We start from the raw sequence: 23,754 nt of genomic DNA on the forward strand, positions 1-23,754 counted from the left end.
CAACTGGAAGGGCCTGGGCTCCGTCGGCATCGCCCGTCCGGATGCAGGGTAGGCGAGCTGGCGATTACCGGCCGGGCAAGCAAGCTGGGGGCACCGGGGGCACCCATCGTTTCCCCTTGGAGCCCCTGCGCAAAAGGGAGGTGGAGGGTTTGAGCGCGCTTGCGGACCTGCTCGAGACCAACCTCCAGACGGTGGTGCGGCGCTGGATGGCACGGGTTCAGGAACGCCTGGCGCCCGGGCCCTGCTCGGAGCCGGCGCTCAAGGACCACATCGAGGAGTACCTCCAGGAGATGATCCAGGTGCTGCGCCAGGGGGACGAACAGGCCCAGGCCTCGCGGCGGGGTGAGAGCTCGGCGGCCGAGCAGCATGGCGAGCAGCGCTTCCAGGTCGGCTTCGACGTGGAGTCCATGGTGCGCGAGTACGACGTGCTGCGCGAGTGCCTGCTCGAGCTGGTGGAGGAGTCCAACGTGGTGGTCACCCCGCGGGAGGTGCGGCTGCTGTCGGGCTACGTGGTGACGGGCATCGCCGAGGCGGTGCGGGAGTTCGTCCGGCAGCGCGACGAGCATCTGCGCCAGGCGGAGGCCGCGCGCTCGAGCGCCGTGGAGTCCGAGCGCGCCCTGCTCAACGCGGTCCTCCAGCAGATGCCCCTGGCCGTCATCGTGGCCGAGCCCTCGGGCCGGATGGTCCTCGCCAACCCCCAGGTGGAGCAGCTGATCGGCCATCCCTTCCGTGCCGCCCAGGGAGTGCCGGAGTACAGCGCGGCCTACCACGGCTTCCATCTCGACGGCCGCCCCTACCGCGACGAGGAGTGGCCACTGGCGCGCGCCATCCAGAAGGGCGAGGTGGTGCCGCCCGAGGAGATGGAGGCGGAGCGCGCCGACGGCACCCGCCGCGCCCTGCGCCTGTCCGGTTTTCCCGTGCGCGACGCCCACGGACACCTCGTGGCCGGTGTCACCATGGCCGAGGACATCACCGAGCGCAGGCGCCTGGAGGCCGAGCGTCAGCGCGCGGTGGAGGTGCTCGAGCACGGGGACGCCGTCTTCGTGGTGGACCGGGACTTCCGCCTGCTGTTGGCCAACCGCAACCAGGAGCGCATCACCCACACGCGCCGCGAGGACACCCTGGGCCGCGTCATCTGGGAGACGTTCCCCGCCATCGCGGATCCGAAGACACAATTCTGGCGGGAGTACCGGCGTGCCATGGAGGAGCGGGTGGAGGTGCGGTTCGAGGAATATTACGCCCCGGTGGGCGTGTGGACGTCCGTGAGCGTCTACCCCACGGCCGAGGGGGGCATCGCGGTCTTCTTCCGCGATGTCACCGAGCAGAAGCACGCCGAGGAGCGGTTGCGCCAGGCCTCCGAGTTCGAGCAGCAGCTCATCGGCATCGTCAGTCATGATCTGCGCAACCCCCTCAACGCCATCCTGCTGTCCTGCACCGCGCTGCTACGGCATGACGGGCTGGACGCGACCGCGCTGCGCACCGTCACCCGCATCCAGGCGAGCGCCGAGCGGGCAAGCCGCCTCATCCGCGACCTGTTGGACCTCACCCGCGGGCGCCTGGGTGGCGGCATTCCCATCACCCGCTCCCCGGTGGACCTGCGCTACGTGGTGGACGCGGTGGTCGAGGAGATGGAGGCCGCCCACCCTTCGCGCCGGGTGGTGGTGCACGCCTCCGGCGACCTCCGCGGCAACTGGGACGCGCAGCGCCTGTCGCAACTGCTGGGCAACCTGCTGAAGAACGCACTCGACTACAGCCCCGAGGACAGCCCGGTGGAGGTGGTGCTCGCCGAGGAGGCGGCGGGAGTCCGCCTGGAGGTGCGCAATCGCGGAGAGCCCATCCCGCCAGAGTCGATGGGGCGGTTGTTCGAGCCCTTCCAGCGGGGCGGAGGCGTCGCCGCCGCGCGCCCCGGTCTGGGGTTGGGGCTCTACATCGTGCGGCTCATCGTCGATGCGCACGGGGGCACCCTCGAGGCCCGCTCCACCGCCGCGGAGGGCAGCGTCTTCACGGTGCGGCTGCCGCGACGGCCGCCCATCCCCTGAGTAGGACACCGGTGTTCCCCGACGAGGTGGGGGAGCGGAGCGGCCAGACACGGCCTTGCCACCGAAGGGGGCCCCTCTGACGGGCCCTGGAGGTATGGAGCGCTCGGGTTCTCGCCTGCTGGAGGAGTGCGGCGCATCCAATCGTGCACATCGTGGGGTCGAGTCATACCAGGTCCGTGGGACCTGGATTGCACCACAGGCCAATGGCCGGAGGAGGAAGTGATGAAAGGGCCGCTGTCGCCACGCGTTCACGGGTTCATCGACTACGCGGGCATCTTGTTGCTGTTTCTCGCGCCGATGCTGTTCGGGTTCTCGGGACTCCCGGCGACGATCCTGTACGTCGTGGCCGTGCTGTACCTGGCCATGGTGTTGTTGACGGCGTATCCGCTCGGCGTCGCGAAGGTGATTCCCTTCCCCGTGCATGGGATTGTCGAAGCGGTCCTGGCGCTCCTGTTCATCGTGGCGCCATTCCTCCTGGGCTTCTCGGATGTGGCCGCCGCGAGGAACTTCTACATCATCGGGGGAGTCGCGCTCGGTGGGGTATTCCTGCTGACGAACTACCGGGCCGCTGAAACGCCCCGGTCGATTGCTGGCGATCGCAACCGCCGCTACGCCTGATCTCCGCGCACCGCCCGGGCCGGGGCTCGGGCGGTGCGTCGGCTCGTACCGAACGTCAGCTCAGGCCACCGGGTAGCCCCTGGCCTTCCGCGCGAGTCCGCCGTACGCATCGAGCATCCGCTCGCGCCAGGCGAAGAGGGGATCGTCGGCTTGCAGGAGCACGAACGGACTGATGCAGCGCGCCCACTGGAAGATACTGAAGACGATGGCGTCCACGTACCGTGGTGACTCACCGCCCAGGAAGGGCCCCTGCGCGAGAGCGGTCCTCACCGGGGCGAGCAGGGCGCGCAGCTCGGGCAGGCGCGCCTCGCGGTCGGCCACCACCTGCTCGAGCGGACCGCCGTAGCGCACCTCCCGGGTGGAGCGATAGTAGGCCCGGTCCTTGTCGTGCAGATGATTGTGGATGTCGAGCGCCACCATCCGCCCCACCGCGGGTGCGAGCACACGGTCCGTCCAGGCATTGACGAAGTGGGCCAGTGCGCGTCCCTCCGGTCCTCCGAAGAGGCTCGGTGCGTGCGGGTAGCGATCCTCGAGATCGAGCGCGATGGTCCAGGAGTCGCTCACCGTGCGGTCCCCGTCCACGAGCACGGGCACCAGCCCCTGCCCCGAGAAGGCGATGGCTTCCTTGTCGGAGAAGCGCCAGGGCACGGTCTCGAAGGCGAGCCCCTTGTGCGCCAATGCCAGTTTGGTGCGCCAGCAGTAGGGGCTGAAGCGCCGATCCTCCTCGGCGCCCGCGAGGTCATGGAGAATGCGTTTCATGACCCAATCCCTCCACGAGCAGCATGTCCGTGTGGGTGCTCGCCTGACGCATCGCCTTGGCGGGGGCGTACTCGGGAGAGTTCCACCACTCGCGGGCCCGCTCGACAGTGGGGAACTCGAGGAGGGCGATCCGCGTCGGGGTCCACGTGCCCTCGAGCGTCTCCGTCGCGCCCCCACGCACCAGGTAGCGGCCTCCGTAGGCGGCGATCGTCGGCGGAGCGAGCTGCTTGTACCGCTCGTAGGTCTCCGCGTCCTTCACCGTGATGTCGACCAACACATAGGCAGGCATTCGTTTCCTCTCGCCGGGTCAGGAGCCCGTATTCCGGGCGGTGGACGCCGTCAAGGTGCTCGCGGCGAGCCGCAGCAACTCGTCGTCAGCGAGCTGCTCGGTGGAGAGCGCGGAGGGTTCGGCCTTGACGCGATCCACCTTGCCATCGCGGGCGATGTGGAACTCGCCGGTGCCCTGACCGGGGATCTTCGCCGGATCCACCCGGGCCTCGCTGAGCATGGGCTTCATCTTGTCCAGCGAGACCTTCTCCTTCACGCGGCCGATGAACCAGGAGCGGATGGTGTCGCGGCACTTGTAGTCGAAGTCGCCGGGGCTCTGGGTGGCCAGCATCAGCCCCAGGCCGGCCGAGCGCGCGCGCTTGAGGAGGTTCTCCATGGGCTGCTTGGTGGACGGCTGGCGCATGGCGGGCAGATACATGTCCGCCTCGTCGAACATCAGCATGGCCTGCAGCGAGGTGGCGGGATTGCGATTGAGCCAGCGCGTCACCTCGATGAGCAGCTGCGACACCCAGAAGAGGACGCTGTTGTTGTCACCGAGGAACTTGGTGCTGATGATGCTCAGGCGTGTCTTGCCGGACGTCGCGTGGGCGCCGCGGCCGAGCAGCAGATCCATGTCGAGCTTCTCTGCCTCGCCGCTCATGAGGTGCTTCGCGTCGATGCGCAGCCGGTCCAGGTCATCGGCGAGCTTGTCGAAGAGCTTCACGTCCAGGCGGCCCGCGGCATTCACCAGACGCGGATCCTTGTTGCCGATGAAGCGGACGAGGTTCTCCAGGGTGACGCTCTCGCGCGTGAGCTGGACGTACTGGTCGATGGCTTGCGCGAGCAGCGTCCGGCAGGACTTGTCGCGAGGGTTCTGCCGGTAGTCCAGCATGCCAGCCAACGCCTCGGAGGCATGGCGCGTGGCCTGTTGCCGATCGAAGTCCGAGAGCGCGTCGAGCCCGTCCGGGACGATGGGGATGGTCAGCGGGCGGCCGTAGGGATGGCCCGGGGTGAAGAGGGCCACGTCGATCCGCTCGCGCAGCAGGGCCCGGCGCTCGGCGCGGCGGGGATCATCGATGGTCCGCGTCCAGAAGGACTCGGAGGCGTAGCCGGCGAGGTCTCCCTTGCGATCCACGAGAATGGTCGGAACACCCTGGATGAGCAGCTGCTCCAACACGTTGAGCGCGAGCGTCGTCTTGCCGCTGCCGGAACCGCCGAGGAACGCGGAGTGCCGGGTCAGCTCATCGGGGGCGAAGAGGACGGGCTCCTTCAGCAGACTGTCTGTCTCGCCGATACGAACGGGCTCGCGCTTGCGCGGGGGCTCCACGGGCTTCTTGACCGGAGGAGCCACGGAAGTGGCGGATGGCGTCTGGACCTGTGGCTCGGGCGGGGTCACTACGGGGAAGGACCCGGACTGAGAGGAGGCGTGCGTGGGCACGGGCGGAGGCGTATCGGCCCGAGCAGCGGGGGTCTGCGCGGTCGTGCTTGTCCCTGCGCGCAGGTGGTCCAGACCGAGGATCTCCCGCAGTGACTTGAGCTGGGTCAGGGGCCGGGCGGAGCGCAGCCATGCGGCGAATTCGGGGAGGGACTCGTGCTGCTGGCGGAACTCGCGCAGCGCGAGCAGGGTGCGGCTGTCGCTGTCCTCGAGCACCGCGCGGCGCCCACCCTTGCTGATGAGCTTGCCGAGATTGATGGCGGCCTTGCCCTTCGGATTGCTCGGGAAGTCGCTGGTGCGCACGACGATGGGCGTACGCACCTTACCGGCTACCTTCCAGGTCTGTTCGATCTGGTCCGCGAGTGCTCCGGCCTGGGGAGCTTTGTTGCACAGGGCCACGTGCAGCTTCGCCTCCCCGGGCGAGACATCTACCTGGATGGCTTCACCGGAGATCCGCGCTTCGAAGCGGTGCCCCGTGTCCACCTCATCCGCGCAGGCCTCGAGTGCCCAGACGAGGAGCTCGGCGATCTCGGCATCCTCCTCGGGCGGCGACGTGTTGTACGTGGAGCGGAAGTCGTTCCACTGCTGGTCCAGCTCCCGCCCGGTCGCGGGGCCTGGGTTCACGATCACCTCCCCGCTCTCCAGGGGGAAGCGATCGGGCAAGGCACCCTCTCGGATGGCCTGCTCGCGCCAGCGGCGGCACGCGTCGAGCACGTCGCGCGTGTTCTTGCCGGACAACTTTTCGAAGCCCTCGTGGGGGAAGGGATAGGTGGGCTCGGCCGGATCGAAGGGCGCGTCCTCCACCGCGTAGAGGTGCTCCAGCCGGCGCTCGGTGATGAGCCGCGCCTCCTCGGCCGTGCGCAGGTGCTGCAGCTTGATGAGGTCGGGATCGCGCTCGATGCGGTCCAGGAGGGATTGGGTGAGCTGGCCGCGCAGGCCCGTCCAGAAGGTGTGCAGGCAGCTGATGACGATGACCGACGAGGGGGCGCGCTCGGCGAGGTCGCAGAGCATGTGCATGGCCCGCCGGAAGGCCTGTGCGTTCGTCGCCTCGATGTCGAAGCCCTCGAGCTGGTCCACGCACAGCACGAGCGAGTGGTTGAGCGCCGCCACGAGCCGGCCCAGGTGCTCCACCATCTCCTGGGGGTGGTTGTCATAGGTGCGCGGCACCAGCCCGCCGAGCACCTTGCGATCGTTGTCGGACAAGTCCTCGCAGCGCAGGTACTTGAGCACCCGGCTGCGGATGCGCGTGTCGTCGCGCTGCAGGAAGAGGAGCGCGCGCAGCAGGTCCAGGTCCAGCTTCTTGAAGTGGGGCTGCTTCTGCAGATCGTCGGCGGCGATCTCCACCAGGTTGGGGATCTCCTCGGGATCCTGCTCGGGGTCGGCCAGCAGGGCGGCCACCTGGCCACAGTGGGAGAGCAGCACGTCGGAGAGCTTCTGCAGTCCGGAGCGGGGCTCGGTGGGCTCGTGGTAGGGCTGGTCGAGCGAGTCGATGAGGTTGGAGAGGACGTAGCGCCCGTAATTGGAGGTGGACGTCGTCATCTGCATGTAACCCACGAAGCCGAGCGAGCGCTCGTGGGCCATGGCGCGGAAGGCGCGCAGCAGGTGCGTCTTGCCGCAGCCCGATTCACCGAGCATCAGCAGGATGCGCCCCGAGTCCACCCCGGGCGGCGTGGTGGCGCGCAGCAGCAGGCGCTCGAAGGTGGCGCGCGCCTCCTGGTGCACCGTCTCCACGTCGAAGGGATCCTCCCGCCACACCTCGTGACGGTGCTGGATGGAGTGGAAGACCTCGGTGCGATCGGAGAGGAAGGTGGCGAGGCGAAGATCGGTCTGGGTCATCGGCGGTCCCCCGGATGCCGGACGAGAAGTGGAGCGCTACAGGGCGATGAAGTGGAAGGTGGAGCCGAGGTGGCGGATCTCCGAGGCCGCGACGTCCGCGGGATCCATCAGCTCGACCATGTCCGCGCGGCTCAGGGACAGGAGGCGTTTCTGGTTGGCCTCGACGAGCCGGTTCTTGAAGGACTGCTCGTCCAGGCCCTGACCCCGCAGGGCGCGCCAGACGTGCGAGATGAAGACCCGGTCATCCCCGAAGCGACCCGTCGTCGCGCCACGGGCGACATCCAGCACGCGCTCGGCGAAGGCGGGAAGGCCGTCCTCGGTGGTGCGGGGTGCCGGCGCCGGGGGCTCGGAGGCGGTGGAGCGCGGCGCGGGTACGGGCTCCGCGGCGGGGATGAACCAGGACTGCAGGGCCGCCAGGCGGAGGCTCTCCGCATCCGTGCGCCGTGCACCCACGCTCCTGGCCGCCAGTTGCTCCATGGCCTGCGAGGGCTTCACCTCGCGCGAGGACTGGAGCACCTGGCCGAGCAGGAAGGACTGCACGGCGGCCAGGGTGAAGGGCTTGTCCGTCTCCACGCCGAGCTGCTTCCAGCACAGCTCGTCCTGTACCTCCTTGAGCTTCCGGGTGCCGACTTTCTTGAGGCCCAGCTGCTTCTGCACGAGCACCGCGCGCAGGTTGTCTGCCTTGTCGAGCCGGCTCGCGTTGGAGGCGGGCAGTCCCAGCGCGTGCGCCGTGAGGTACGTGAGCCGGAGCTTCTTCCAGGTGAGGCCCCTGGGCAGGCGCTCCTCCCCGAGGAACTTCAGGGCTCGCGCGCGTCCCGTCTTCGTGAGGGATACGCCCTTGCGCGCCGTCTGCTGGATGAGCCCGCCGGACTCGAGCGCCGCCAGCGACTCGTCGAGCCGGGTGTTCCACTCACCGCTGCTCCAACGGTGGGAGGCGAAGGACTTCAGCGCGCTGGACAGCCCACTGCGAGAGCCCTTCCCCTCCGCGCGCGTCAAGAGCCACACCAACGCGAGATCGCCCACGCGAGACACCTCATGCCCCTCCATCTGCATCCTCCCTACGTGGCGCTGGCCCCCCTGGGGCATCACGCCGGAGCGAGACGACTTCTAAGATAGTGTCGCGGATTTCCTCGAGCCGCGCCACCACGTCATTGGCGAGGAAGCGGAGCACGAGGTAGCCGTGCCGTTGGAGTCCCAGATCCTTGCGCCGGTCGCGGCGGTAGGCCTCGGGATCCTGGAAGTGGTAGTAGCCGTCGACCTCGATGGCGACGCGCAGCCGGCGACAGAGGAAGTCCACCTCCACGGGCCGGTTGTTGATGCGGAACTCGGCGCGCTCGTTGTTCTCGAAGAGGCCCTGGGTGGCGGGGAGGGAGTCGAGCAGTGCGAGCAGGAAGCGCTCGGCGGAGCTGCGCGCCCGGTCCGCGGCCTCGGGCTGTTTGGAGGCGGCTTCCAGCTCACGGGCTGCCTCCCCGTAACGGGTCAGCACCTCGTCCGTGACGCCATCGGCGGCCAGCCGGGCCAGCGAGCCGGAGAGTGTCTCAGTGGATTTGACTCCGAGTGTCTCCAGCCGCCGCTTCAGCTCCTCGGCGGAGGGCGTGTCGAGCTCCAGCAGTCCTTCACGCACCAGGGCCATGGCCTGGCTCTCGCCCCCGTGCAGGTAGGCGTCGACTGTGGGCCGATCCACCTGGAGGGCCACGATGAGCGAGGGCACGGCATCACAGAGCCTGGCCGCCACGCGTGCGGCGCTCGTCAGCCAGGCGGCGCCGGAACCGGAGAGCATGAGGGCCGGGGCTTCTCCCGATGGGACGAGCGCATGCAGTGCCACGAGCGCGCGGAGGGGATCTCCCTCACAGGCGGCGAGTATCACGTCAGGGAGGAGCCCGGACTTGTGGACAACTTGTGGAGGTTGGAGCAGGCACCTGCAGGTGGCGGAGACATCTCCTCCGGGAATGGAGGGGAAGAGCTCCTGGAGGAGCACGTCGCGCTCATGCTCTGTCCTTCCCTCGAGCAGGGAGCGAGACTCGCCGGGAGCGAGGCCCGCGGCGGCACCGAGGTAGTCCGCCGCATCCGCCTGGAGGTTCCTGACACGGGAGAGTGTCTCCATCCAATCGCGGACCACCGTGGCCTCGTGGGTGCCAGGAGAGACACTGAGGGGCTGGTGGCGCGAGTCGAGCCAGCGGCGCCAGAGGGACATGGCACTGCCGGGCGGGCCGGCGAACACGGTGAGCTTGGGGATGCCCTGCTCGCGCCGGCGCTGATGCCGTTCCAGTTCTTGGAGGACCGAGGCATCGCTCCGGATGTGGGATCTGGAAGAGGGCACGGACCCAAGCGTCCTTGAAATGGAGGCGCGGCATCAAGAGCCCCTCCCCCGCTGCTGTGTCCGGGAGTGGTCATCCTTCCTGAGGGACAGTTGCTCACATCGAGGGCTCGCCTGGCTCCTGGGGTAACATCCAGCCGGGGGCCCCATGTCTCGACACACGATGCTCATGACGTTGATGGGTGGGCTGGTCCTGGGGACCGGTTGCCCTGATGTCTACGGGAAGGGGGGCAAGCTCGACCGGGCGATGGAGAAGGACATCGATGAACTTCACGGTGAGCGAAAGCGCGAATTGAGGATGCAAGGCGTGGAGATGGAGGAGGATGAGGAGGGGAGCTGTCCTGAGGACAAGGTAGAGGTTCGCGACTGCACCTCATTGTCATGCAAGGTGGAGTGCCAGTGAGGTGGGGCACGATCATCGGTGGAATTGTCGGGGTCGTGCTGCCCGTGCCCCTGATGTTGCTCATCGATGCGATGCACCGGGAGCAACCCCAAACACTTTCATTGAATGAGCAGAGGGCGCTCCTGACTTTCGGGCGGGATTGTTGGAGGCGAGAGGACTGCGAACCTCCACTCGGGTGCTTGTACTTCGCGGGTGAACGCAAGGGCTACTGTATTGGCAGCACGTGTCAGGCGGACTTCCAATGCGGTCAGGATTGGATGTGCCGGACGGTGCGGACGCTAGGAAATGGAGCGCCGATACGAACCTGTGTGCCTCCTGGTCTGAGAAAGGAGGGGGAAGCGTGTGTGCAGACCCTGGGGATGGATGAAGAGACGTGCGCGCTGGGGCTCCGTTGCAACGAGGGGTGGTGCGGTCGTCCCTGCCAACCAGACGAGTCCACGAGTTGCCCGGAGGGTTTCTTCTGCCGGGAGGGAGTGAACGGACCGTCGTGTCTTCCCACATGTGAGACCCGGGGCTGCCCCGAAGGCCAGCAGTGCATCACCCTGGGCGAGGGCATCTCGGTCTGCGCGGTGGTGCGCGGAGAGAATTGCCAGAAGGTCCCCTGCCCCGACGACAGCCTCTGCTCCGTCTGGCCGCCTCGTTACAGGGAGTCGCGCCTGGTGCTGAAGATGGCCTGCTCCCGTATTTCCTGCGGGGAGGGTGGACCCGCCTGCCCCCCAGGTACCTCCTGCATTCAGGGCGTGTGTCTAACGCGTCACCCGTAGCCCGCCACCTCATGGCCCGGTGTGCTCAGCGCTTTCGCGTGGAGAGAAGCCCTTCGACGAGAGCGACGATGGCGCTCCGGTAGTCCGTGGCGGACGCTCCCGAGTCGATGGCCAGCGCCGCGCGGTCGAACGCAGCCGACAAGAGTCCCGTCAGCGCGTCGACTGGCCCCTCGGCGATAGCGCCTTCACGCATCGCCGCGGCCAGTCCCTCGCGCAGCGTGCGGCCTGCGTGACGGAGATCCATCGCGTCCATCTCCGTGCGGCCGAGCACCGCTGGACCGTCGAGGAGCAGCAGCCGCGTGCGCCCTGGCACTGCCATCGCCGCGAGATAGGCATCCGCTCCAGCAAGCAGCGCTCGGCGCACCGAGAGCGCTGGCGGCGTGGCACGTTCGATCTCCTCCGCGACGGCCTGCGCCTCGTGCTCGACCACAGCGCGGAAGAGCGCCTGCTTGTCCTCGAAGTGATGGTACAGCGCGCCCCGGGTCACTCCCGCTGCGGTGGCGATCTCGGGCGTGCTGGTCTCGGCATAGGACCGCTCCGTGAAGAGCTTGCGCGCGGCCGCGATCAGGTCTCCACGCGTCACCTCCGTGCGCTCACGGTTCGAACGCCTGCCTGTCCTGCTGCTCGTCCTGCGTTGCATACATTCAGCCTGTATGTTAGTGGACCAGAAACATACAGACTGTATGTCGGACTGAGAAGGAGCGAAAGAGATGAAGACCAGCGCTTACTACCCCGTGTTGCTGGCCCCCGACGTGGCCCAGGCCGCGCGCTTCTACGTCACGCACTTCCGATTCAAGCCGTTGTTCGAGAGCGACTGGTACGTCCACCTGCAATCGGCCGAGGACCCGAGCGTCAATCTCGGCATCGTCCGGAACGATCACGAGACGATCCCCCCAGAGGGGCGCGGAAGGACCTCCAGCCTGCTCCTCAACTTCGAGGTGGACGATCCGGACGAAGTCTACGCGCGCGTCCAGGCGGCGAACCTACCGATCCTCCGGACGCTGCGCGACGAGCCGTTCGGGCAGCGCCACTTCATCACCGCGGATCCGAATGGAGTCATGATCGACGTGATCAAGCCCATCCCGCCGACGGCTGAGTTCGCCGCGCAGTACGCCGACGAGGCGCTGCCGCGCTGAAACACGACGGGGTCCACACTCCAAGCATTCGTGCAGGGCGTGTGTCAACCGCGTCACCCGGGGTCCCAGCCCTCCTCCTCCGCGTGCTTTTTCTCTCGCGCGCCTGCCTCGCCGCGTCTACTCAGGAGGGGTATTTTTTCCCCCTACCCCCAGGAGGCATCCGCTCCCATGGCCGCGCTCACCTTTGGCTTCCTCATGGATCCGCTCGAGACGGTCCGGGTGGACCACGACTCCACCTTCGCCCTCATGCTCGAAGCCCAGCGCCGCGGCCATCAGGTGCGCTACTTCGAGCAGCCCTGGCTGCGCTTCAGCGGCTCCTGTGCCGAGTCGCGCATGCGCACCGTCACCGTGCGTCGCGAGCCCGGCAAACACTTCGACATCCTCGACGAGCAGGTCCGCCCCATCTCGAGTCTCGACGTCCTGTTCATGCGTAAGGACCCACCCGTCGACGCTGACTTCATCCAGGCCACCCAGCTCGTCGAGCTGTGTAACGGCAAGGCCCCCGTCTTCATCAACAACCCCACCGGCATCCGCGACGCCAACGAGAAGCTCTTCGGCCTGCGCTTCCCCGAGCTCATGCCCGAGACGCTCATCGCCCGCGAGCTCGCCGTGCTCGCCCAGTTCGTCGCCCGCCACCCCCAGGGCACCATCCTCAAGCCCGTCGAGGGCTTCGGCGGCCAGGGCATTGTCTTCCTCCAGCCCGGTGACCGGAACACCCGCTCGCTGCTCGAGGTCCTCACGCTCGGTGGGCGCAAGGCCATCGTCGCCCAGGCCTACCTCCCCGAGAGCCGTCAGGGTGACAAGCGCATCATCCTCGTCGACGGCGAGCCCCAGGGCGCCGTGCTTCGCGTCCCCGCGCAGGATGACCACCGCGGCAACATGGCCGCGGGTGGCACTCCCGTGAAGACGCAGCTCACCGCGCGCGAGCGGGAGATCTGTGCCCAGCTCAAGCCCTCGCTCCAGGAGCGCGGCCTGTACCTCGTGGGCATCGACGTCATCGGCGACTGGCTCACCGAGGTGAACGTCACCAGCCCCACGGGCATCGCGGAGATCGACAAGCTGGACAACACCAACGTCGAGGCGAAGGTCATCGACGTCGCCGAGCGGCTCGTGGGCGAGCGGCGGTAAAGGATGGCGACGTACAACATCTCCCTGGCGGATCTCCGGCAGGACATCGCCGGAGTCATCCCCGCCGGGCTCGTCCTGAGCTGGAACGAGCAGGAGAAGACCTCCGTCCGGCACGAGCAGTTGCTGGCCCCCTTCCGGACGCGGGGCACCCTCGTTTCTACGGACTCGGCGGGGCTGTCCAAGCTGTCTACAGCAGGGCGAGCCCTTCCGTCTGACCCTCTCAAGGGTCGAGCTGAACGGGCATCGCTTTCCTGTCTGAAGGCCGCCGAAGTGGAGCGGGTCTCTGGTGGCGGGTGTCACCCGTCGACGACCTCATCAACCACCTGGAGGGCTAGTAGGTGGGACCCGTCTCCGCGGCGAGCTGCTGGAGCGCCTTCTCCCAGCTCGCTCCGCGCTCATCGTCCTGCCAGCTCGTCACGCTGCTGCCGCCGCGGCTCACCAGGCTCACGCGAGCGATGGCCTGCGAGTGCGCGGGGCTGCCGACGAACTGGTACATGGCTTCTTCGTCCTTCCAGACGGTGAACGTGCGTTTCGTGTTGCAGCGCGTGGATTGAGCGAACTGGACCGCCACGAGCCCCTGTTGCTGCTGGAGGGTCTGGTCGATGGGGCCCGAGAGCCGCTCGAACTCCGCTTGGGCTTCCTGTGAGTGCCCCATGCGCAGGTAGGTGCTGCTCATGATGTAGGTACCGGGCGCGAGCCTACCCTGGGCGTCGACCCCCGGGCCCTGGAGGGGACTGGATTGGAAGTCGGGCTCCATCGCGTCGCGCTTGCAGCCGTCGTCACTGGGGAGCTCAGGGGGTGGCTCTTTCGGGGGCGGCGGGGACTCCGAACCGCCACATGCGGCGACAGAGAAAGAGAGCAGCGCTGCTGCGAGGGGACGCTTCATGATGTGACTCCTTGGAGTGAATGGGGACTGCGGGACGTCAGCGAGTGGCGGGCGCCGCGGACCGGACGGTGCCGAACAGGAGTGGGGAGAAGTCGCGGCCCAGGCGCTTGGAGTGGAAGTCCTCGGAGCGCGCGAAGATCCGCACCTGGACCGCATCCGCCGCCGAGGCGGTGGAGCTCAGCGTGGCGACCCAATGCTGCGCACCGGCCGGATCCCGTACGCGGAGATAGAGATAGGAGCCGGCGCGCAGGCGCTCCTCGACGAGACCGGTGAAGCCGAACCTCGCCGACGGCTCGAGCGTGTAGTGCTCCAGGGGATTGCCGGAAGGCCGCTCGGGCCAGAGCGTGTAGGCCGCCGCGAGCCCCGTGGTGAGCAGGACCCCGCAGACAATGGCCGTTCGTCGCAGGCTGAGGAAGCGACGCTCCCTACCGTTCGCCTCCGGCCCGAGCTTCTGCCCTGCGTTCATGGTTTCGCCCCCAGGTGTCCTGCTTCAAAACCCCGGGTGCGCGAAACTGTTACCCGACAGCGCTCTTTGGAGGTTCGGTGCGTCGTCTCATGTCGCATGCCCGGGAAACTACGGTCCACGCCGTTCGTCTCCGGCCCGAGCCGACACACGGCACGCGAGAGCGGACGAGCGGCACGTCCCGGCGGATGAGTGGTCCGGCGCCTCGAGGAGGCCGGGCTACTGCTTGAGACCCAGCGCCGCCTTCACCGCGGACAGGGAGCGACGGCTCACCCGCGCGGACTGGCCATCCTCGAGCTCGACCTCGTGGATGCCCTCGTTGCTACGCAGGGCCTTCACGCTGCCGAGGCGGATCAACTCCCCCCGGTGCACGCGCAGGAAGCCATGGGCGCGCAACCGCTCCTCGAGCAGGGACAACGGCTCCTCGGTGCAGTGCTCGTCCTGGTCCGCGCGGAAGAGCGTGTATTTGTCGCTGCTCCAGAAGCGCGTGATGTCGCGGGCATCGAAGAAGCGGCTCACCCCGCGTGTGACGGTGATGATGCGAGTCGATGGCCCCCCGCGACGGACCACCACCTCCAGCGCTCGGGTCGCCGCCTCCTTCGTCGCGAGGAGCCGCTGGCGTGCGCGCTCCACGGCGGCCATGAGCCGCTCGGGCCGCACGGGCTTGAGCAGGTAGTCGACCGCGCTCACCTCGAAGGCCTGCACGGCGTACTCGTCGTAGGCGGTGATGAAGATGAGCGGCGGCAGATCCGTGTAGCGCTGCGCGAGCGAGAGCCCATCCAGCCCGGGCATCCGGATGTCGAGCAGCAGGAGCTCGGGGTGCAGCGTCTCCACCTGCCGGAGCGCCTCCTCCCCATCCCCGGCCTCTCCCACGACCTCGGTGCCCGGGATGCCTCCCAACAGGCGGATCAGCCGCCTGCGCGCTGGTTCCTCGTCGTCGACGACCAGGATCCTCATGCCGCCGCGCCCTCCACCGGAATGGCCATCCGCGCGATGCAGCCTCCCCCCGGTGCCGTCTCCAGGGCGAGCACTCCGCGCTCCCCATAGAGCAGGTGCAGGCGCTCGCGGAGGTCCTCCACGCTCGTCTGGCTTCCGCGGTGCTCCGAGGCACCGGGCCCCGGCCCATCGTCGAGCACCTCGAGGGAGACCCTCTCCCCCTCGTGTCGCACGCGGACGAGCACGCTGCCGCTGCGCCGGTGGGCCATGCCATGCAGGATCGCGTTCTCCACCAGGGGTTGCAGGATGAGCGGCGGGACTTCGAGCCCGGCGGCGCGTTCGTCGAACTCGACCCGCGTGCTCAGACGCGAGCCGTACCGCGCGGATTGGATCTCCAGATAGTCACGCACCATCTCCACCTCGCGCTGGAGCGTGACGAGCCGTGTCTTCGAGCTGTCGAGCGCATAGCGGAAGAGATCGGCCATGCGCTCGAGGGTGCGCTCCGCGAGCTCGGGGTTCTCGGGGATGAGGCTCGCCACCGTGTTGATGCTGTTGAACAAGAAGTGCGGGTTCGTGCGGCCCTGGAGCGCCTTGAGCTGGGCCTCGAGCGCGGCCTGCCGCTCCAGCTGCGCCATGCGCTCGACGTTCCAGGCCTTGTTCCGCAGGCGCTGCACGACGAGCGCCGGGAGGATGTAGATCCACGAGATGATGATGCTCTCGAGGGCGAACTTGGGCAGCGCCACTCCCACCGGATCGGTCATCCTCTTGAAGAGCAGCCCCTTGAGCTCGAGGATGCTCGGGGCGAGCAGGAGCGGAACCGTCGTCGTGACGACGACGTGCAGCGTGCCGCGAGCCAGGGGGGTGCTCAGGCGTGGCACCACCTTGGGCAGCACCCAGAAGTAGAGCGCGTGGAAGGCGGCCGAGAGCACGAGGAAGGGAACGTAGACCCCCACGATGCGCAGGAGCGCGGTGTCCAGGGGCAGCTCGAAGAGGTTCCCGAGGAGCAGCGGCGCGGCCGCGAGCGGCGCGATCGGGTAGAGCCAGGGCAACTCGCGAGGCAGGAGGTCTCCCCCGCCCGGTGGGATGAGCGCGAGACGGCTGCTTCGGCTGCTGGCGGAAGGCCTCTCCATACGAGGCGGAGCGTAGCGGGCCTCGCTTGCAGGGACCAACCTGCCCCGATGGATGGTCCCTCCTGGCGGATGAGCGGTCGTGGGCTGGCGGAGGAGCCTCAGCTGACCAGCGGTGTCCGGGCTCCCTCGAGCTCGGGCGCTCCCGTGAGCCGCCGGGCGATGCGCCGGCGGACGATGTCGATGTGCTCGCGGAAGAAGTAGAGGTTCTCGGCGTACGAGAGGGGAATGGGGATGCGGTTCACCTCGCGCTCCGTCTCATCCAGCCGCTTCATCATGTCCTCGAGCATCGGCCGATCCGGATTCTCCTCGAGCTGGATTTCGAGCTCCTTCAGGCGCGCGTACCAGCGGAAGATGCGCGAGCGGACGCGCCACAGGAGCAGCGCCGGCACGGCCCGCCCCAGGGGAACCAGCACGGCGATGATGGGCACGAGCATCACCCAGAGCCGGTCAACCAGGTTCGCGGCCCAGAACGGCAGGTAGCGTTGCAGGAGCGGAGCACCGGTCTGGTAGTAGCGGCGGGCTTCGCTACTGAGCGGGAAGCCCGTCTCGAGCGGCGCGGGGAACTCACCCGCCCGATCGAGCAGCCCGGAGCTGCTGTGGATCTCACTCGCGGTGCGCATGAGCAGGTACGCGAGCGCGGGGTGTAGCGTGTCGCGCGCCACCAGGTTCGCGGTGGGCGAGAGCAACACCACGTCGTGGTCCGGGATGTCCGCCGCGAAGTCGAAGACGCCCCGGGGGAGTACGTGCTTGGAGAGGTACGGGAAGCGGCGGGTGTAGGCATCCGCCCGCGTGAAGCTGAGGAGCCGCACCCCGGGCACCGCGGCGAGCTTCTGGATCGGCGGTGACTCCGCTGGCGCCACGAGGAACACCGCGTCGATGCGTCCTTCCTTGAGCTGGTTGATGGCCTCGTCACGCTCGAACGGCAGGAGCTCCGTGGGAGCCGTGTCGGCGCCATTGGCCTTGAGGAGCGTGAGGGCGAGCGCACGCGTTCCGCTCTCGGCGGGCCCGATGGCGATGCGCCGGCCGCGCAGCCCAATGACATCGTCGATCGGCTCGCCCCGATAGAAGACCCACAGGGGCACATACGAGAGGCTCCCGAGCGACACAATGCGAGTGTCCTTGTCCCCACGCAGCGCGCCGCTCTGCACGAAGGCGACATCAACCTGGGCCTGGTCGTCGGCGAGCAGCTCGACATTGGAGAGGGAGCCCTTCGTCGTGCGCAGCTCCAACGTGACGCCGTGCCGTGCGAGGAACTCCTGGTAGCGCTTCGCGAAGTACCGGAAGCCGCCCTCGTCCGGGGCCACTGCGAGGACGAGCGTCTTCGGAGGGGCGGGTTTGACGAAGTAGAACGTGACGGCGAACGCCGCGGCGATGATGAGGGTCACGGGCGCGAGCGTGAGCCACATGTCGCGCCGCAATGCGCGCCGGAACTGTTCCCTGAACGTGTCCTTCTGCATGGTGGGCGCGGAGTATAGGCCCCCACCCCGCGAATCCAGGCATTCGTCCCATTTCGGTGAATAACCCGGAGGGGACGCCCGTCTCCTGGGAATGCGTCACATCAAGTCCGCGCGGATCGCGCGCATGTTCTCACTGGTCGCGGCGGTGTCCCTCACGGGGTGCGTCATCGAGGATTCGGACGACCCGACTCCCGGAGTGGAGACGTGGTGCCGCTCCCTGGAGGGCTCCTCCAGCGGGGTCATCCCCCTCGGAAACGAGCGGGGCTCCTTCCTCTCCCTGGAGTCGTATGCCTTCCCTGGCTACTACATCCGTCACGCCAGCGGCCGTGGGGTGCTCTCGGTCATCGTGTCCGACCGGGACATGGATGAGGCCACGTTCCGGATCGTCCCGGGCCTGGCCGACGGCCGGTGCATCTCCTTCGAGGCCAGGAGCCAACCCGGGTCCTACTTGACGCAGGACGATACGGATATCGTCCTGGCCGCGTGGCGCTCCGACCCGCGCTTCCTTGAGGACGCCACCTTCTGCCCCAGGCCCGGTCTGGCGGACCCCGATCACATCAGCTTCGAGTCCTGCAGCGACCGGGGCGAGTTCATCAACCAGTACGACGGCCTCTTGTTCGTCAACGAGGGGTACGGGTGGGAGTACGAGGAGGACGCGACCTTCACGCTCGATTACCCCTGGTCGCCCTGAGGGGACCAGAGCGCGGCCCCCTCCATTGAGGTGCTCGGAGCATCAATATCCGAGCGCCGCGATCAGGGAGGAGCAGGAGCGAAGTCGCTCGATGGACTCGAAGAACGACCGCTCGGCGAGCCATACGTCTTCAGCCGGGAAGGCTTTGGCGAGTTCTTCGTTATGGCGGTCACCGACGCACGGTAGCGCATCGTCCTTCGGCCGGGAGACACCGTCGAGGAGCGTCCGGTCCACGGACCACGATTCGATGAGTTGTACGTGCTCTTCGGACTCGTGCCTGTTTCGGCAGTACGCGAGAAGCTCATGGGTTGCCTGATAGAGCCAGGACTCGATGCTGTAGCAGGGTGACAGGATGATGAGACGGCCCAGTGCCGTCTCGATCTGCTCGGCTGTCTGCGGTGAGCGTGGACGCGGATTGACGGGCTGCGGAGCCTCGCCGCGCAGGATACGGCGCACGCCATCACGGATGATCTCCTCGAACTTCTGGCGGTTCTCGCTCGTGTGGCGATCGGTCCACACGCGGTCGGTATCGAAGTGGAAGACGACGAACCCCGCCGGTTGCACCACCAGTTGCGCCGCGATCAGGTTGAGCAGAAAGATCGTCTCCCGGGTCGGCGGCTGCTCCTTCCATTTGTTGGCACTGACCGCCTGGCGTGCGCGCTCGTTTTCGGGCAGGGGCTCGATTCGAACCCGAGCCGGATTCAGGTCGACGCCCTCCACCACGAGCTTGAGCGCCTCCTTCAAGAGCTTCTGGATCGTCGGCTGTGCTTGCTTACCAGAGTCCTCGGTCAAGACGAGGATACGGGCCCGGGCTTCCATGACGTGTCACCAGAGGCCCTTGGTGAGCAGGATGTCCGAGACGCGCTGAATCCCTGTCTGGTATGCCAGGAAGAAGGACTCTGCTTCCTCATGGGTGGGGTTGCGCCAGATGAGCTGGGCGCCAGCTTCACCGCTGGCGCGCTCGCAGAGAATGAACGTACGACGAACCTCGTCGACGCTGTCGAACCGCAAGAAATCGAGCAGCAGTGGGTTCTGGCTCGTCAAGAACGCCTGCCGCTCACCTATCTCATCCAGGCACGCGGAGATCCACTCGTGATGGAGGCCGTTCACGAGTTCGTCCGCGATGATCAGATCTCGCGAGGCATCGGCATGGGCGAAGAAAGCGAGCAACCGCTTTTGACCGTAGCTGAGCAGGTCGTGGGAGACCTCCTCGCCGGGTCGTTTGAAGAAGAATCGGAGATTGCTCAACCGTACCGTTTGTCGGCTCGGTTCTGGGCTGAGACGCTCGATATCGAAGCGCGCGCTCGCGGAGTCATAACCGAGCACATGGGAGGCACGATCAAGAAATGCTAGGGGAAACGTAGCAGATGTGCTTTCGGGTATTGACTCAAACGTCATTTGGGAAATTGATCGCGGGATTGTTGGACGATTTGCCGAGATTCTGACGCCAGAACCTCTGATTTTTATTTCAAGCTCAAGCAAATTATTGAATAAATCGAGGCTTTCATCCATGCGGCCTGCGCTTAATATTTGCGCTAAAAGGACCGCCTCCGCCAACTCCTTCGATCCAGAGTCCTCTCTGTCCTTCTTCAAAGCAAAATATAACGATAGAATTGGTGCCGCCGGAAACTGAGACTCTACACGCGTTTGCTTATCTGCCCTTTCGAGCACGATCTCGTTTGGCAGCACGTCGGCTCTCACGGTGGCCACGCCATTTTTCTCAAGGACGAATGAGTCGGTTCGCTGAAGACTGGAGAGGTCTTCTTTCAGTGGCCGGCCCGGATCGAGCGGGAGGGCCGGATCTTCGACCCGCGTCTTTTTGACCGTGTGCTCGATGTCGATCGACTCACTGGCGATGCGGTAGCTCACATCGAGCGCGTCGTCCTTGAGTGCCTGTTCTGGGGCTCCCACTACGGCGGACAGCAAGCGAAGGAGGGTCGTCTTTCCGGCCGCGTTCTTGCCGAGGAGCACATTGATACCAGAACGGAACTCGAGCGTCGTCGGAGCAACGTTCCTGAACTTCTTGATCGTGAGCTTCGTCAGCTTGTTCATCGTCTGGTCCCGCACCCGTGCGCCACGAGGAATGGCGCGGCGTCAGGACCGGACCACACGCATTCTGGCGGGTCAAGGCCGCGCTGCGTGTCAGCAGGTGATGTCCACCATGAGGATGACCTGTCCCCGCTGGTCCGGCAGCCCATGACGTAGACGGTCCCCGAGTAGATGTCGAGAGGCGGTGCGCGCAGCGACGTCCTCCGGGACGGGAGGCGACTCGCGGGTGCAGGAGCGCGCCAGACAACACGTCAGCGCGAGCTCCCGGTCTTACACCCCGGGGCAGCCGGGCTCGAAGTGAACCGGGGATCGTGTATACCCTCACGCCTCCCCCTCCCAAAGGGAGAGGGAGGGCGGTGGTGCCTCCTCCTCCCGTGGCGCTCCCCGTGGGCGGCGGTGTCATTTCGCGCTCCGTGGGCTTCACCGTGGGCCCACGCGTTCAGTCTCCGAGGCCCGTGATGGACAGGGTGTGGGTGCAGCCCTTGCCGGACACCGCGTCCATCGTCATCAACGTGGCGGAGAGCACCCGGCGGCCCTCGCGCACGGACACCGAGCCCGAGGCGCTCACGTCCAGCGTCAGCGTCCGCTCGTCTGACGGACCGGCGGCGCGGACCGTCCGGGCGTCGACCCGGAACGAGCCGAGCAGCTCCAGGTCATCCCCCGGCGCCGGCGCGAAGACATCGCCTACCAGCGGCACCTCGAGCTGCGTGGAGGGATCGATGACTTCGAGCATCACCCTCCGGCCGTTGTCGGTCTGGAGGATCTCCACCGTGGGCGCGAGCAGGTAGGGGCTGAAGGAACACTGCCCCACCGGCGCGGCGTTCTCGATGGAATACACCCCGGAGATATCCGGGCAGGTGTTGTCACACGGCACCGGGTCGGTGCCGCAGCCGCTGGAGGCCAGGGCCAGGAAGACGACGGGAATAGAGAAGTGCCGGAGCATGGGAAAGGCAAGCTGTGCATGGCCGCTCGTGAGGCCACCCGGGGAAGTGGCAAAGCGCACACGCGCCCCAGGACTGTGAGCCTCCGGATAGAGTGAGGGCCGTCCACCCGACAGTTCCCGGAGCCCTCCTTGAGTGAGACGATCGACTCCATCGGCACCGCGAACGTGCGCGTGTTGCAGCGTCGGAGCGGCTACCGGTTCACGCTGGACGCGGTGCTGCTCGCGGCCTTCGCGGCCACCGAGGGCCGCGAGGTGGGAGGCCCCCTGCTGGAGCTCGGTGCGGGCAGTGGCGTGGTGTCCTTCCTGCTCGCGTGCCAGTTCGGTCTGGAGCCGGTGGACGCGCTGGAGTTGCAGCCCGAGGTCCACGCACGACTGATGCGCGCCGTGGCGCTCAACGCGTGTGAGGGACGGGTGCGGCCGATACTCGGGGACCTGCGCGAGGCGCGCTCGCTGTTTCCGCCCGGAGCCTACGCGCACGTGGTGTCCAACCCGCCCTTCCGCCCGGTGCACGCGGGCGTGCGCAGCCCGGACGAGGAGCGCGCCCTGTCCAAGCAGGAGCTGGCGTGTGATGCGCCATCCGTGGTGGCCGCCGCCCGGCACGCGCTGTCCCCGGGGGGACGGGTGAGCCTCGTCTACCCGGCGGCGCGGGTGGCGGAGGTGCTCGGGCTGCTCGTGGCGGCGAAGCTGTACCCGGTGGCCCTGCGCTTCGTGCACGCGCGGGTGGATGCTCCGGCCACGCGCTTCCTGGTGCACGCGGTGCGGGACAGGCAGCGGGGGCTCGCGGTACGCCCGCCGCTCATCGCCCACGGGGAGGGCCCGGGAGGCTACTCGCCCGAGGTGGCCTCGCTCATGGAGCCACCCCGGGCCGAGCGCCCGCCCTCCCCCACCCTCGAGCCCGAGGGCGGGGACTGAGAGGGATTACGGGGTGGCGGGGTACAGGTACTGGAGCACGTCGCCGAAGCGCGCGGCCCAGGCCGCCTCGTTATGCTTGCCGCCCTGCACCTCGGTGTACTTCAGGTCGTCGTCGAGCACCCAGCCCTTGTTCACCAGCGCGTCGCGCAGCGCCTGCGCGTCCTCCACTGTCTCCGGGCTGTTGGGGGTGGCCTCGTCGGTGCCCATGTCCAGCCAGATGCGCACCTGCGCGGGCTTCGAGCCCAGTGCGTCCACCCGCGAGAGGATGTCCTTCTGGCCCCAGAACACCGAGGGCGACAGGACGCCCAGCCGGGTGAACGTGCCCGGGTTGTGGAGGCCCAGGTAGAGCGACACGAGGCCGCCCAGCGACGAGCCCGCCAGGCCCGTATACTGCGCCTCCTTCTTCGTGCGGTACGTGGTGTCGATGATCGGCTTCAGCTCCTCGATGAGGAACCGGCCGTAGTCATCCGCCTTGCCGCCCTGGTCTCCCTTGATGTCGGAGTACCTGGGGTCCGGGTCCGGCACCTGCGTGTACTCGATGGCCCGATCGACCGTGGCGTTGTAGACGCCCACGATGATGACCGGCTCCACCATCCCGGACTCGACGAGCCGCTGCGCTGTCTCGTCCACGCCCCACTCCCCCGCGTAGGCCGTGGTTGCATCCATCAGGTTCTGCCCGTCGTGCATGTACAGCACGGGGTAGCGGCGATCGGGGTTCTCCTCGTAGCCCGGCGGCAGCCAGACGATGACGTCACGCTCCTTCAGGACGGCATGGGTGGACTGCACCTTCAGGTACTTGATGTTGCCGGTGAGCACCGCCGTGGGCGGTTCCCCCCACATGGCCACCGAGATGGAGACGCGTTCGAAGCTGTCGCCCGTCGTGTAGGTGCGGTTGTCGATGTCCTCGCCCAGGGCGTTCTTCTCCACGTAGTCCCACGAGCCGCGCGTCGCCTTGAACTCGAGCGACGTACCCGGCGCGAAAGTCAGGGCCGTAGCATAGCTGCTGTTGACCGCCTTGTAGAGCCTCACGCCCGACGGATTCCACTCACCCAGCTCGGGCTGGTTTCCGGCCAGCCAGATGGTGGCGTCCGGCGGGGTGCTGTCCGGGACCGCGACGATGAAGACGGTCCGGGGCCCGGTGCCGCCGCTCTCCGGCCCCCAGCGCTCCACGGTGAATTCCACCTTCTCCTCGTTCTCGTGCACCGTGACGGTCCGTGCGGGCACCGCCACACCCGCCGCGTCGAGCGCCACGTGCGCGTCCGGAGAGGTCATCCGGATGCTGTAGGTGATCGCCGTGTCCTTGGGCAGCTTCGTCTTCGCCGAGAAGGTGGTGCCGCCCTGGAAGATGAGCTCCAGTCCCGTTCCGGTGGGGCCGTTGAACCCTGGATCCGACCCCTCGAGCACCAGGACGGCGTCGACGGGTGTCTCGGGCGGCACCGTCACGTCGAACTGGACGTCGGAGTGGGTCTGCTCGCTCGGAGGCGTCGGGGTGGGTGTTTTGGGATCGCAGCCAACCAGGGCCGTCAGCGCGAGCAGGAGGAAGAACGTGAACCGTGAGGGGGGTTGGGGCTTCATGTCCATGCGT

At 67.5% G+C, this 23,754-nt stretch carries 23 protein-coding genes; 8 read left to right on the forward strand and 15 right to left on the reverse strand.

The window, feature by feature from the left end:
* The first annotated feature begins 149 nt into the window (after nucleotides 1-149).
* Together JQX13_RS13945 and JQX13_RS13950 are read left to right on the forward strand one after the other, a co-directional pair.
* Nucleotides 150-2,039 (forward strand): ATP-binding protein, encoded by a 1,890-nt coding sequence (locus JQX13_RS13945; RefSeq protein WP_203409507.1) that lies wholly within the window; start codon nucleotides 150-152, stop codon nucleotides 2,037-2,039.
* 222 nt (nucleotides 2,040-2,261) lie between these two features.
* Complete coding sequence (locus JQX13_RS13950) at nucleotides 2,262-2,657, forward strand: SPW repeat domain-containing protein (protein ID WP_203409508.1); 396 nt, start codon at nucleotides 2,262-2,264, stop codon at nucleotides 2,655-2,657.
* Nucleotides 2,658-2,717: 60 nt separating this feature from the next.
* Here the strand turns inward: JQX13_RS13950 and JQX13_RS13955 are convergent, their stop codons facing one another.
* From JQX13_RS13955 to JQX13_RS54040, 5 genes are read right to left on the reverse strand one after another with little or no spacing between them, the layout of a single operon-like run.
* On the reverse strand, nucleotides 2,718-3,416 hold the full coding sequence (locus tag JQX13_RS13955; RefSeq protein ID WP_203409509.1) for a glutathione S-transferase family protein: 699 nt from the start codon (nucleotides 3,414-3,416) through the stop codon (nucleotides 2,718-2,720).
* Entirely contained in the window at nucleotides 3,397-3,705 is a 309-nt protein-coding gene (locus JQX13_RS13960; RefSeq protein ID WP_203409510.1) for a DUF1330 domain-containing protein, read from the reverse strand. Before JQX13_RS13960 ends, JQX13_RS13955 begins: the two co-directional genes overlap by 20 nt.
* Before the next feature lie 18 nt (nucleotides 3,706-3,723).
* On the reverse strand, nucleotides 3,724-6,954 hold the full coding sequence (locus tag JQX13_RS13965) for a helicase HerA domain-containing protein (RefSeq protein ID WP_203409511.1): 3,231 nt from the start codon (nucleotides 6,952-6,954) through the stop codon (nucleotides 3,724-3,726).
* Nucleotides 6,955-6,990: 36 nt separating this feature from the next.
* Nucleotides 6,991-8,001 (reverse strand): hypothetical protein, encoded by a 1,011-nt coding sequence (locus JQX13_RS13970; protein WP_203409512.1) that lies wholly within the window; start codon nucleotides 7,999-8,001, stop codon nucleotides 6,991-6,993.
* Nucleotides 7,988-8,734, reverse strand: coding sequence for an endonuclease domain-containing protein (locus JQX13_RS54040; protein ID WP_239014739.1), 747 nt, complete (start codon nucleotides 8,732-8,734; stop codon nucleotides 7,988-7,990). The genes JQX13_RS13970 and JQX13_RS54040 overlap by 14 nt, the downstream gene beginning before the upstream one ends.
* Nucleotides 8,735-8,767: 33 nt before the next feature.
* Between JQX13_RS54040 and JQX13_RS54045 the strand changes: the two genes are divergently transcribed.
* Nucleotides 8,768-9,292, forward strand: coding sequence for a hypothetical protein (locus JQX13_RS54045; protein ID WP_239014740.1), 525 nt, complete (start codon nucleotides 8,768-8,770; stop codon nucleotides 9,290-9,292).
* 127 nt (nucleotides 9,293-9,419) lie between these two features.
* Nucleotides 9,420-9,674: a hypothetical protein gene (locus JQX13_RS13980; protein WP_203409513.1), complete on the forward strand. Its 255-nt coding sequence runs from the start codon at nucleotides 9,420-9,422 to the stop codon at nucleotides 9,672-9,674.
* 789 nt (nucleotides 9,675-10,463) lie between these two features.
* Here the strand turns inward: JQX13_RS13980 and JQX13_RS13985 are convergent.
* Entirely contained in the window at nucleotides 10,464-11,021 is a 558-nt protein-coding gene (locus JQX13_RS13985) for a TetR/AcrR family transcriptional regulator (protein ID WP_239014741.1), read from the reverse strand.
* 127 nt (nucleotides 11,022-11,148) lie between these two features.
* Here JQX13_RS13985 and JQX13_RS13990 point away from each other — a divergent pair, with 127 nt between their 5' ends.
* A complete protein-coding gene (locus tag JQX13_RS13990) occupies nucleotides 11,149-11,574 on the forward strand; it encodes a VOC family protein (RefSeq protein WP_203409515.1) in 426 nt (141 codons plus the stop codon).
* A gap of 168 nt (nucleotides 11,575-11,742) precedes the next feature.
* Nucleotides 11,743-12,702, forward strand: a complete 960-nt coding sequence (gshB, locus tag JQX13_RS13995; RefSeq protein ID WP_203409516.1) for a glutathione synthase — start codon at nucleotides 11,743-11,745, stop codon at nucleotides 12,700-12,702.
* Between the two features lie 331 nt (nucleotides 12,703-13,033).
* Here gshB and JQX13_RS14000 read toward each other — a convergent pair whose 3' ends face one another.
* From JQX13_RS14000 to JQX13_RS14020, 5 genes are all read right to left on the reverse strand, one after another.
* Complete coding sequence (locus JQX13_RS14000) at nucleotides 13,034-13,588, reverse strand: antibiotic biosynthesis monooxygenase family protein (RefSeq protein WP_203409517.1); 555 nt, start codon at nucleotides 13,586-13,588, stop codon at nucleotides 13,034-13,036.
* A 37-nt stretch (nucleotides 13,589-13,625) separates the two neighbouring features.
* Nucleotides 13,626-14,054, reverse strand: coding sequence for a hypothetical protein (locus JQX13_RS14005; protein WP_203409518.1), 429 nt, complete (start codon nucleotides 14,052-14,054; stop codon nucleotides 13,626-13,628).
* A gap of 216 nt (nucleotides 14,055-14,270) precedes the next feature.
* Nucleotides 14,271-15,008, reverse strand: coding sequence for a LytR/AlgR family response regulator transcription factor (locus tag JQX13_RS14010; RefSeq protein WP_203409519.1), 738 nt, complete (start codon nucleotides 15,006-15,008; stop codon nucleotides 14,271-14,273).
* Complete coding sequence (locus tag JQX13_RS14015) at nucleotides 15,005-16,117, reverse strand: sensor histidine kinase (RefSeq protein ID WP_203409520.1); 1,113 nt, start codon at nucleotides 16,115-16,117, stop codon at nucleotides 15,005-15,007. Before JQX13_RS14015 ends, JQX13_RS14010 begins: the two co-directional genes overlap by 4 nt.
* 98 nt (nucleotides 16,118-16,215) lie before the next feature.
* Nucleotides 16,216-17,574: a TAXI family TRAP transporter solute-binding subunit gene (locus tag JQX13_RS14020; RefSeq protein WP_203409521.1), complete on the reverse strand. Its 1,359-nt coding sequence runs from the start codon at nucleotides 17,572-17,574 to the stop codon at nucleotides 16,216-16,218.
* 91 nt (nucleotides 17,575-17,665) lie between these two features.
* Here JQX13_RS14020 and JQX13_RS14025 point away from each other — a divergent pair, with 91 nt between their 5' ends.
* A complete protein-coding gene (locus JQX13_RS14025; RefSeq protein WP_203409522.1) occupies nucleotides 17,666-18,265 on the forward strand; it encodes an AbfB domain-containing protein in 600 nt (199 codons plus the stop codon).
* A 42-nt stretch (nucleotides 18,266-18,307) separates the two neighbouring features.
* Here the strand turns inward: JQX13_RS14025 and JQX13_RS14030 are convergent, their stop codons facing one another.
* The 3 genes from JQX13_RS14030 to JQX13_RS14040 form a co-directional block, all read right to left on the reverse strand.
* A complete protein-coding gene (locus JQX13_RS14030; protein ID WP_203409523.1) occupies nucleotides 18,308-19,084 on the reverse strand; it encodes a hypothetical protein in 777 nt (258 codons plus the stop codon).
* Nucleotides 19,085-19,090: 6 nt separating this feature from the next.
* Complete coding sequence (locus tag JQX13_RS14035; protein WP_203409524.1) at nucleotides 19,091-20,317, reverse strand: AAA family ATPase; 1,227 nt, start codon at nucleotides 20,315-20,317, stop codon at nucleotides 19,091-19,093.
* A gap of 436 nt (nucleotides 20,318-20,753) precedes the next feature.
* Nucleotides 20,754-21,257 carry a hypothetical protein gene (locus JQX13_RS14040; protein WP_203409525.1) on the reverse strand — a complete coding sequence of 168 codons (504 nt, stop codon included), beginning with the start codon at nucleotides 21,255-21,257 and terminating at the stop codon, nucleotides 20,754-20,756.
* Nucleotides 21,258-21,386: 129 nt separating this feature from the next.
* On the opposite strand from JQX13_RS14040, the gene JQX13_RS14045 reads away from it, so the two are divergent.
* Nucleotides 21,387-22,169 (forward strand): tRNA1(Val) (adenine(37)-N6)-methyltransferase, encoded by a 783-nt coding sequence (locus JQX13_RS14045; RefSeq protein ID WP_203409526.1) that lies wholly within the window; start codon nucleotides 21,387-21,389, stop codon nucleotides 22,167-22,169.
* A gap of 6 nt (nucleotides 22,170-22,175) precedes the next feature.
* Here JQX13_RS14045 and JQX13_RS14050 read toward each other — a convergent pair whose 3' ends face one another.
* Nucleotides 22,176-23,744, reverse strand: coding sequence for an alpha/beta hydrolase-fold protein (locus tag JQX13_RS14050; protein ID WP_203409527.1), 1,569 nt, complete (start codon nucleotides 23,742-23,744; stop codon nucleotides 22,176-22,178).
* Between the last annotated feature and the right edge of the window lie 10 nt (nucleotides 23,745-23,754).

The organism is Archangium violaceum, assembly GCF_016859125.1.
GTDB classification, from domain to species: domain Bacteria; phylum Myxococcota; class Myxococcia; order Myxococcales; family Myxococcaceae; genus Archangium; species Archangium violaceum_A.

Excerpts from the sequence above, each read along its gene's own strand:
- JQX13_RS13950 (WP_203409508.1), top strand. The coding sequence starts at position 2,262 with ATGAAAGGGCCGCTGTCGCCACGCGTTCACGGGTTCATCGACTACGCG.
- JQX13_RS13955 (WP_203409509.1), bottom strand. The coding sequence starts at position 3,416 with ATGAAACGCATTCTCCATGACCTCGCGGGCGCCGAGGAGGATCGGCGC.
- JQX13_RS13960 (WP_203409510.1), bottom strand. The coding sequence starts at position 3,705 with ATGCCTGCCTATGTGTTGGTCGACATCACGGTGAAGGACGCGGAGACC.
- JQX13_RS13965 (WP_203409511.1), bottom strand. The coding sequence starts at position 6,954 with ATGACCCAGACCGATCTTCGCCTCGCCACCTTCCTCTCCGATCGCACC.
- JQX13_RS13970 (WP_203409512.1), bottom strand. The coding sequence starts at position 8,001 with ATGGAGGGGCATGAGGTGTCTCGCGTGGGCGATCTCGCGTTGGTGTGG.
- JQX13_RS54040 (WP_239014739.1), bottom strand. The coding sequence starts at position 8,734 with ATGCTCTCCGGTTCCGGCGCCGCCTGGCTGACGAGCGCCGCACGCGTG.
- JQX13_RS54045 (WP_239014740.1), top strand. The coding sequence starts at position 8,768 with ATGCAGTGCCACGAGCGCGCGGAGGGGATCTCCCTCACAGGCGGCGAG.
- JQX13_RS13980 (WP_203409513.1), top strand. The coding sequence starts at position 9,420 with ATGTCTCGACACACGATGCTCATGACGTTGATGGGTGGGCTGGTCCTG.
- JQX13_RS13990 (WP_203409515.1), top strand. The coding sequence starts at position 11,149 with ATGAAGACCAGCGCTTACTACCCCGTGTTGCTGGCCCCCGACGTGGCC.
- gshB (WP_203409516.1), top strand. The coding sequence starts at position 11,743 with ATGGCCGCGCTCACCTTTGGCTTCCTCATGGATCCGCTCGAGACGGTC.
- JQX13_RS14000 (WP_203409517.1), bottom strand. The coding sequence starts at position 13,588 with ATGAAGCGTCCCCTCGCAGCAGCGCTGCTCTCTTTCTCTGTCGCCGCA.
- JQX13_RS14005 (WP_203409518.1), bottom strand. The coding sequence starts at position 14,054 with ATGAACGCAGGGCAGAAGCTCGGGCCGGAGGCGAACGGTAGGGAGCGT.
- JQX13_RS14010 (WP_203409519.1), bottom strand. The coding sequence starts at position 15,008 with ATGAGGATCCTGGTCGTCGACGACGAGGAACCAGCGCGCAGGCGGCTG.
- JQX13_RS14015 (WP_203409520.1), bottom strand. The coding sequence starts at position 16,117 with ATGGAGAGGCCTTCCGCCAGCAGCCGAAGCAGCCGTCTCGCGCTCATC.
- JQX13_RS14020 (WP_203409521.1), bottom strand. The coding sequence starts at position 17,574 with ATGCAGAAGGACACGTTCAGGGAACAGTTCCGGCGCGCATTGCGGCGC.
- JQX13_RS14025 (WP_203409522.1), top strand. The coding sequence starts at position 17,666 with ATGCGTCACATCAAGTCCGCGCGGATCGCGCGCATGTTCTCACTGGTC.
- JQX13_RS14030 (WP_203409523.1), bottom strand. The coding sequence starts at position 19,084 with ATGGAAGCCCGGGCCCGTATCCTCGTCTTGACCGAGGACTCTGGTAAG.
- JQX13_RS14035 (WP_203409524.1), bottom strand. The coding sequence starts at position 20,317 with ATGAACAAGCTGACGAAGCTCACGATCAAGAAGTTCAGGAACGTTGCT.
- JQX13_RS14040 (WP_203409525.1), bottom strand. The coding sequence starts at position 21,257 with ATGCTCCGGCACTTCTCTATTCCCGTCGTCTTCCTGGCCCTGGCCTCC.
- JQX13_RS14050 (WP_203409527.1), bottom strand. The coding sequence starts at position 23,744 with ATGAAGCCCCAACCCCCCTCACGGTTCACGTTCTTCCTCCTGCTCGCG.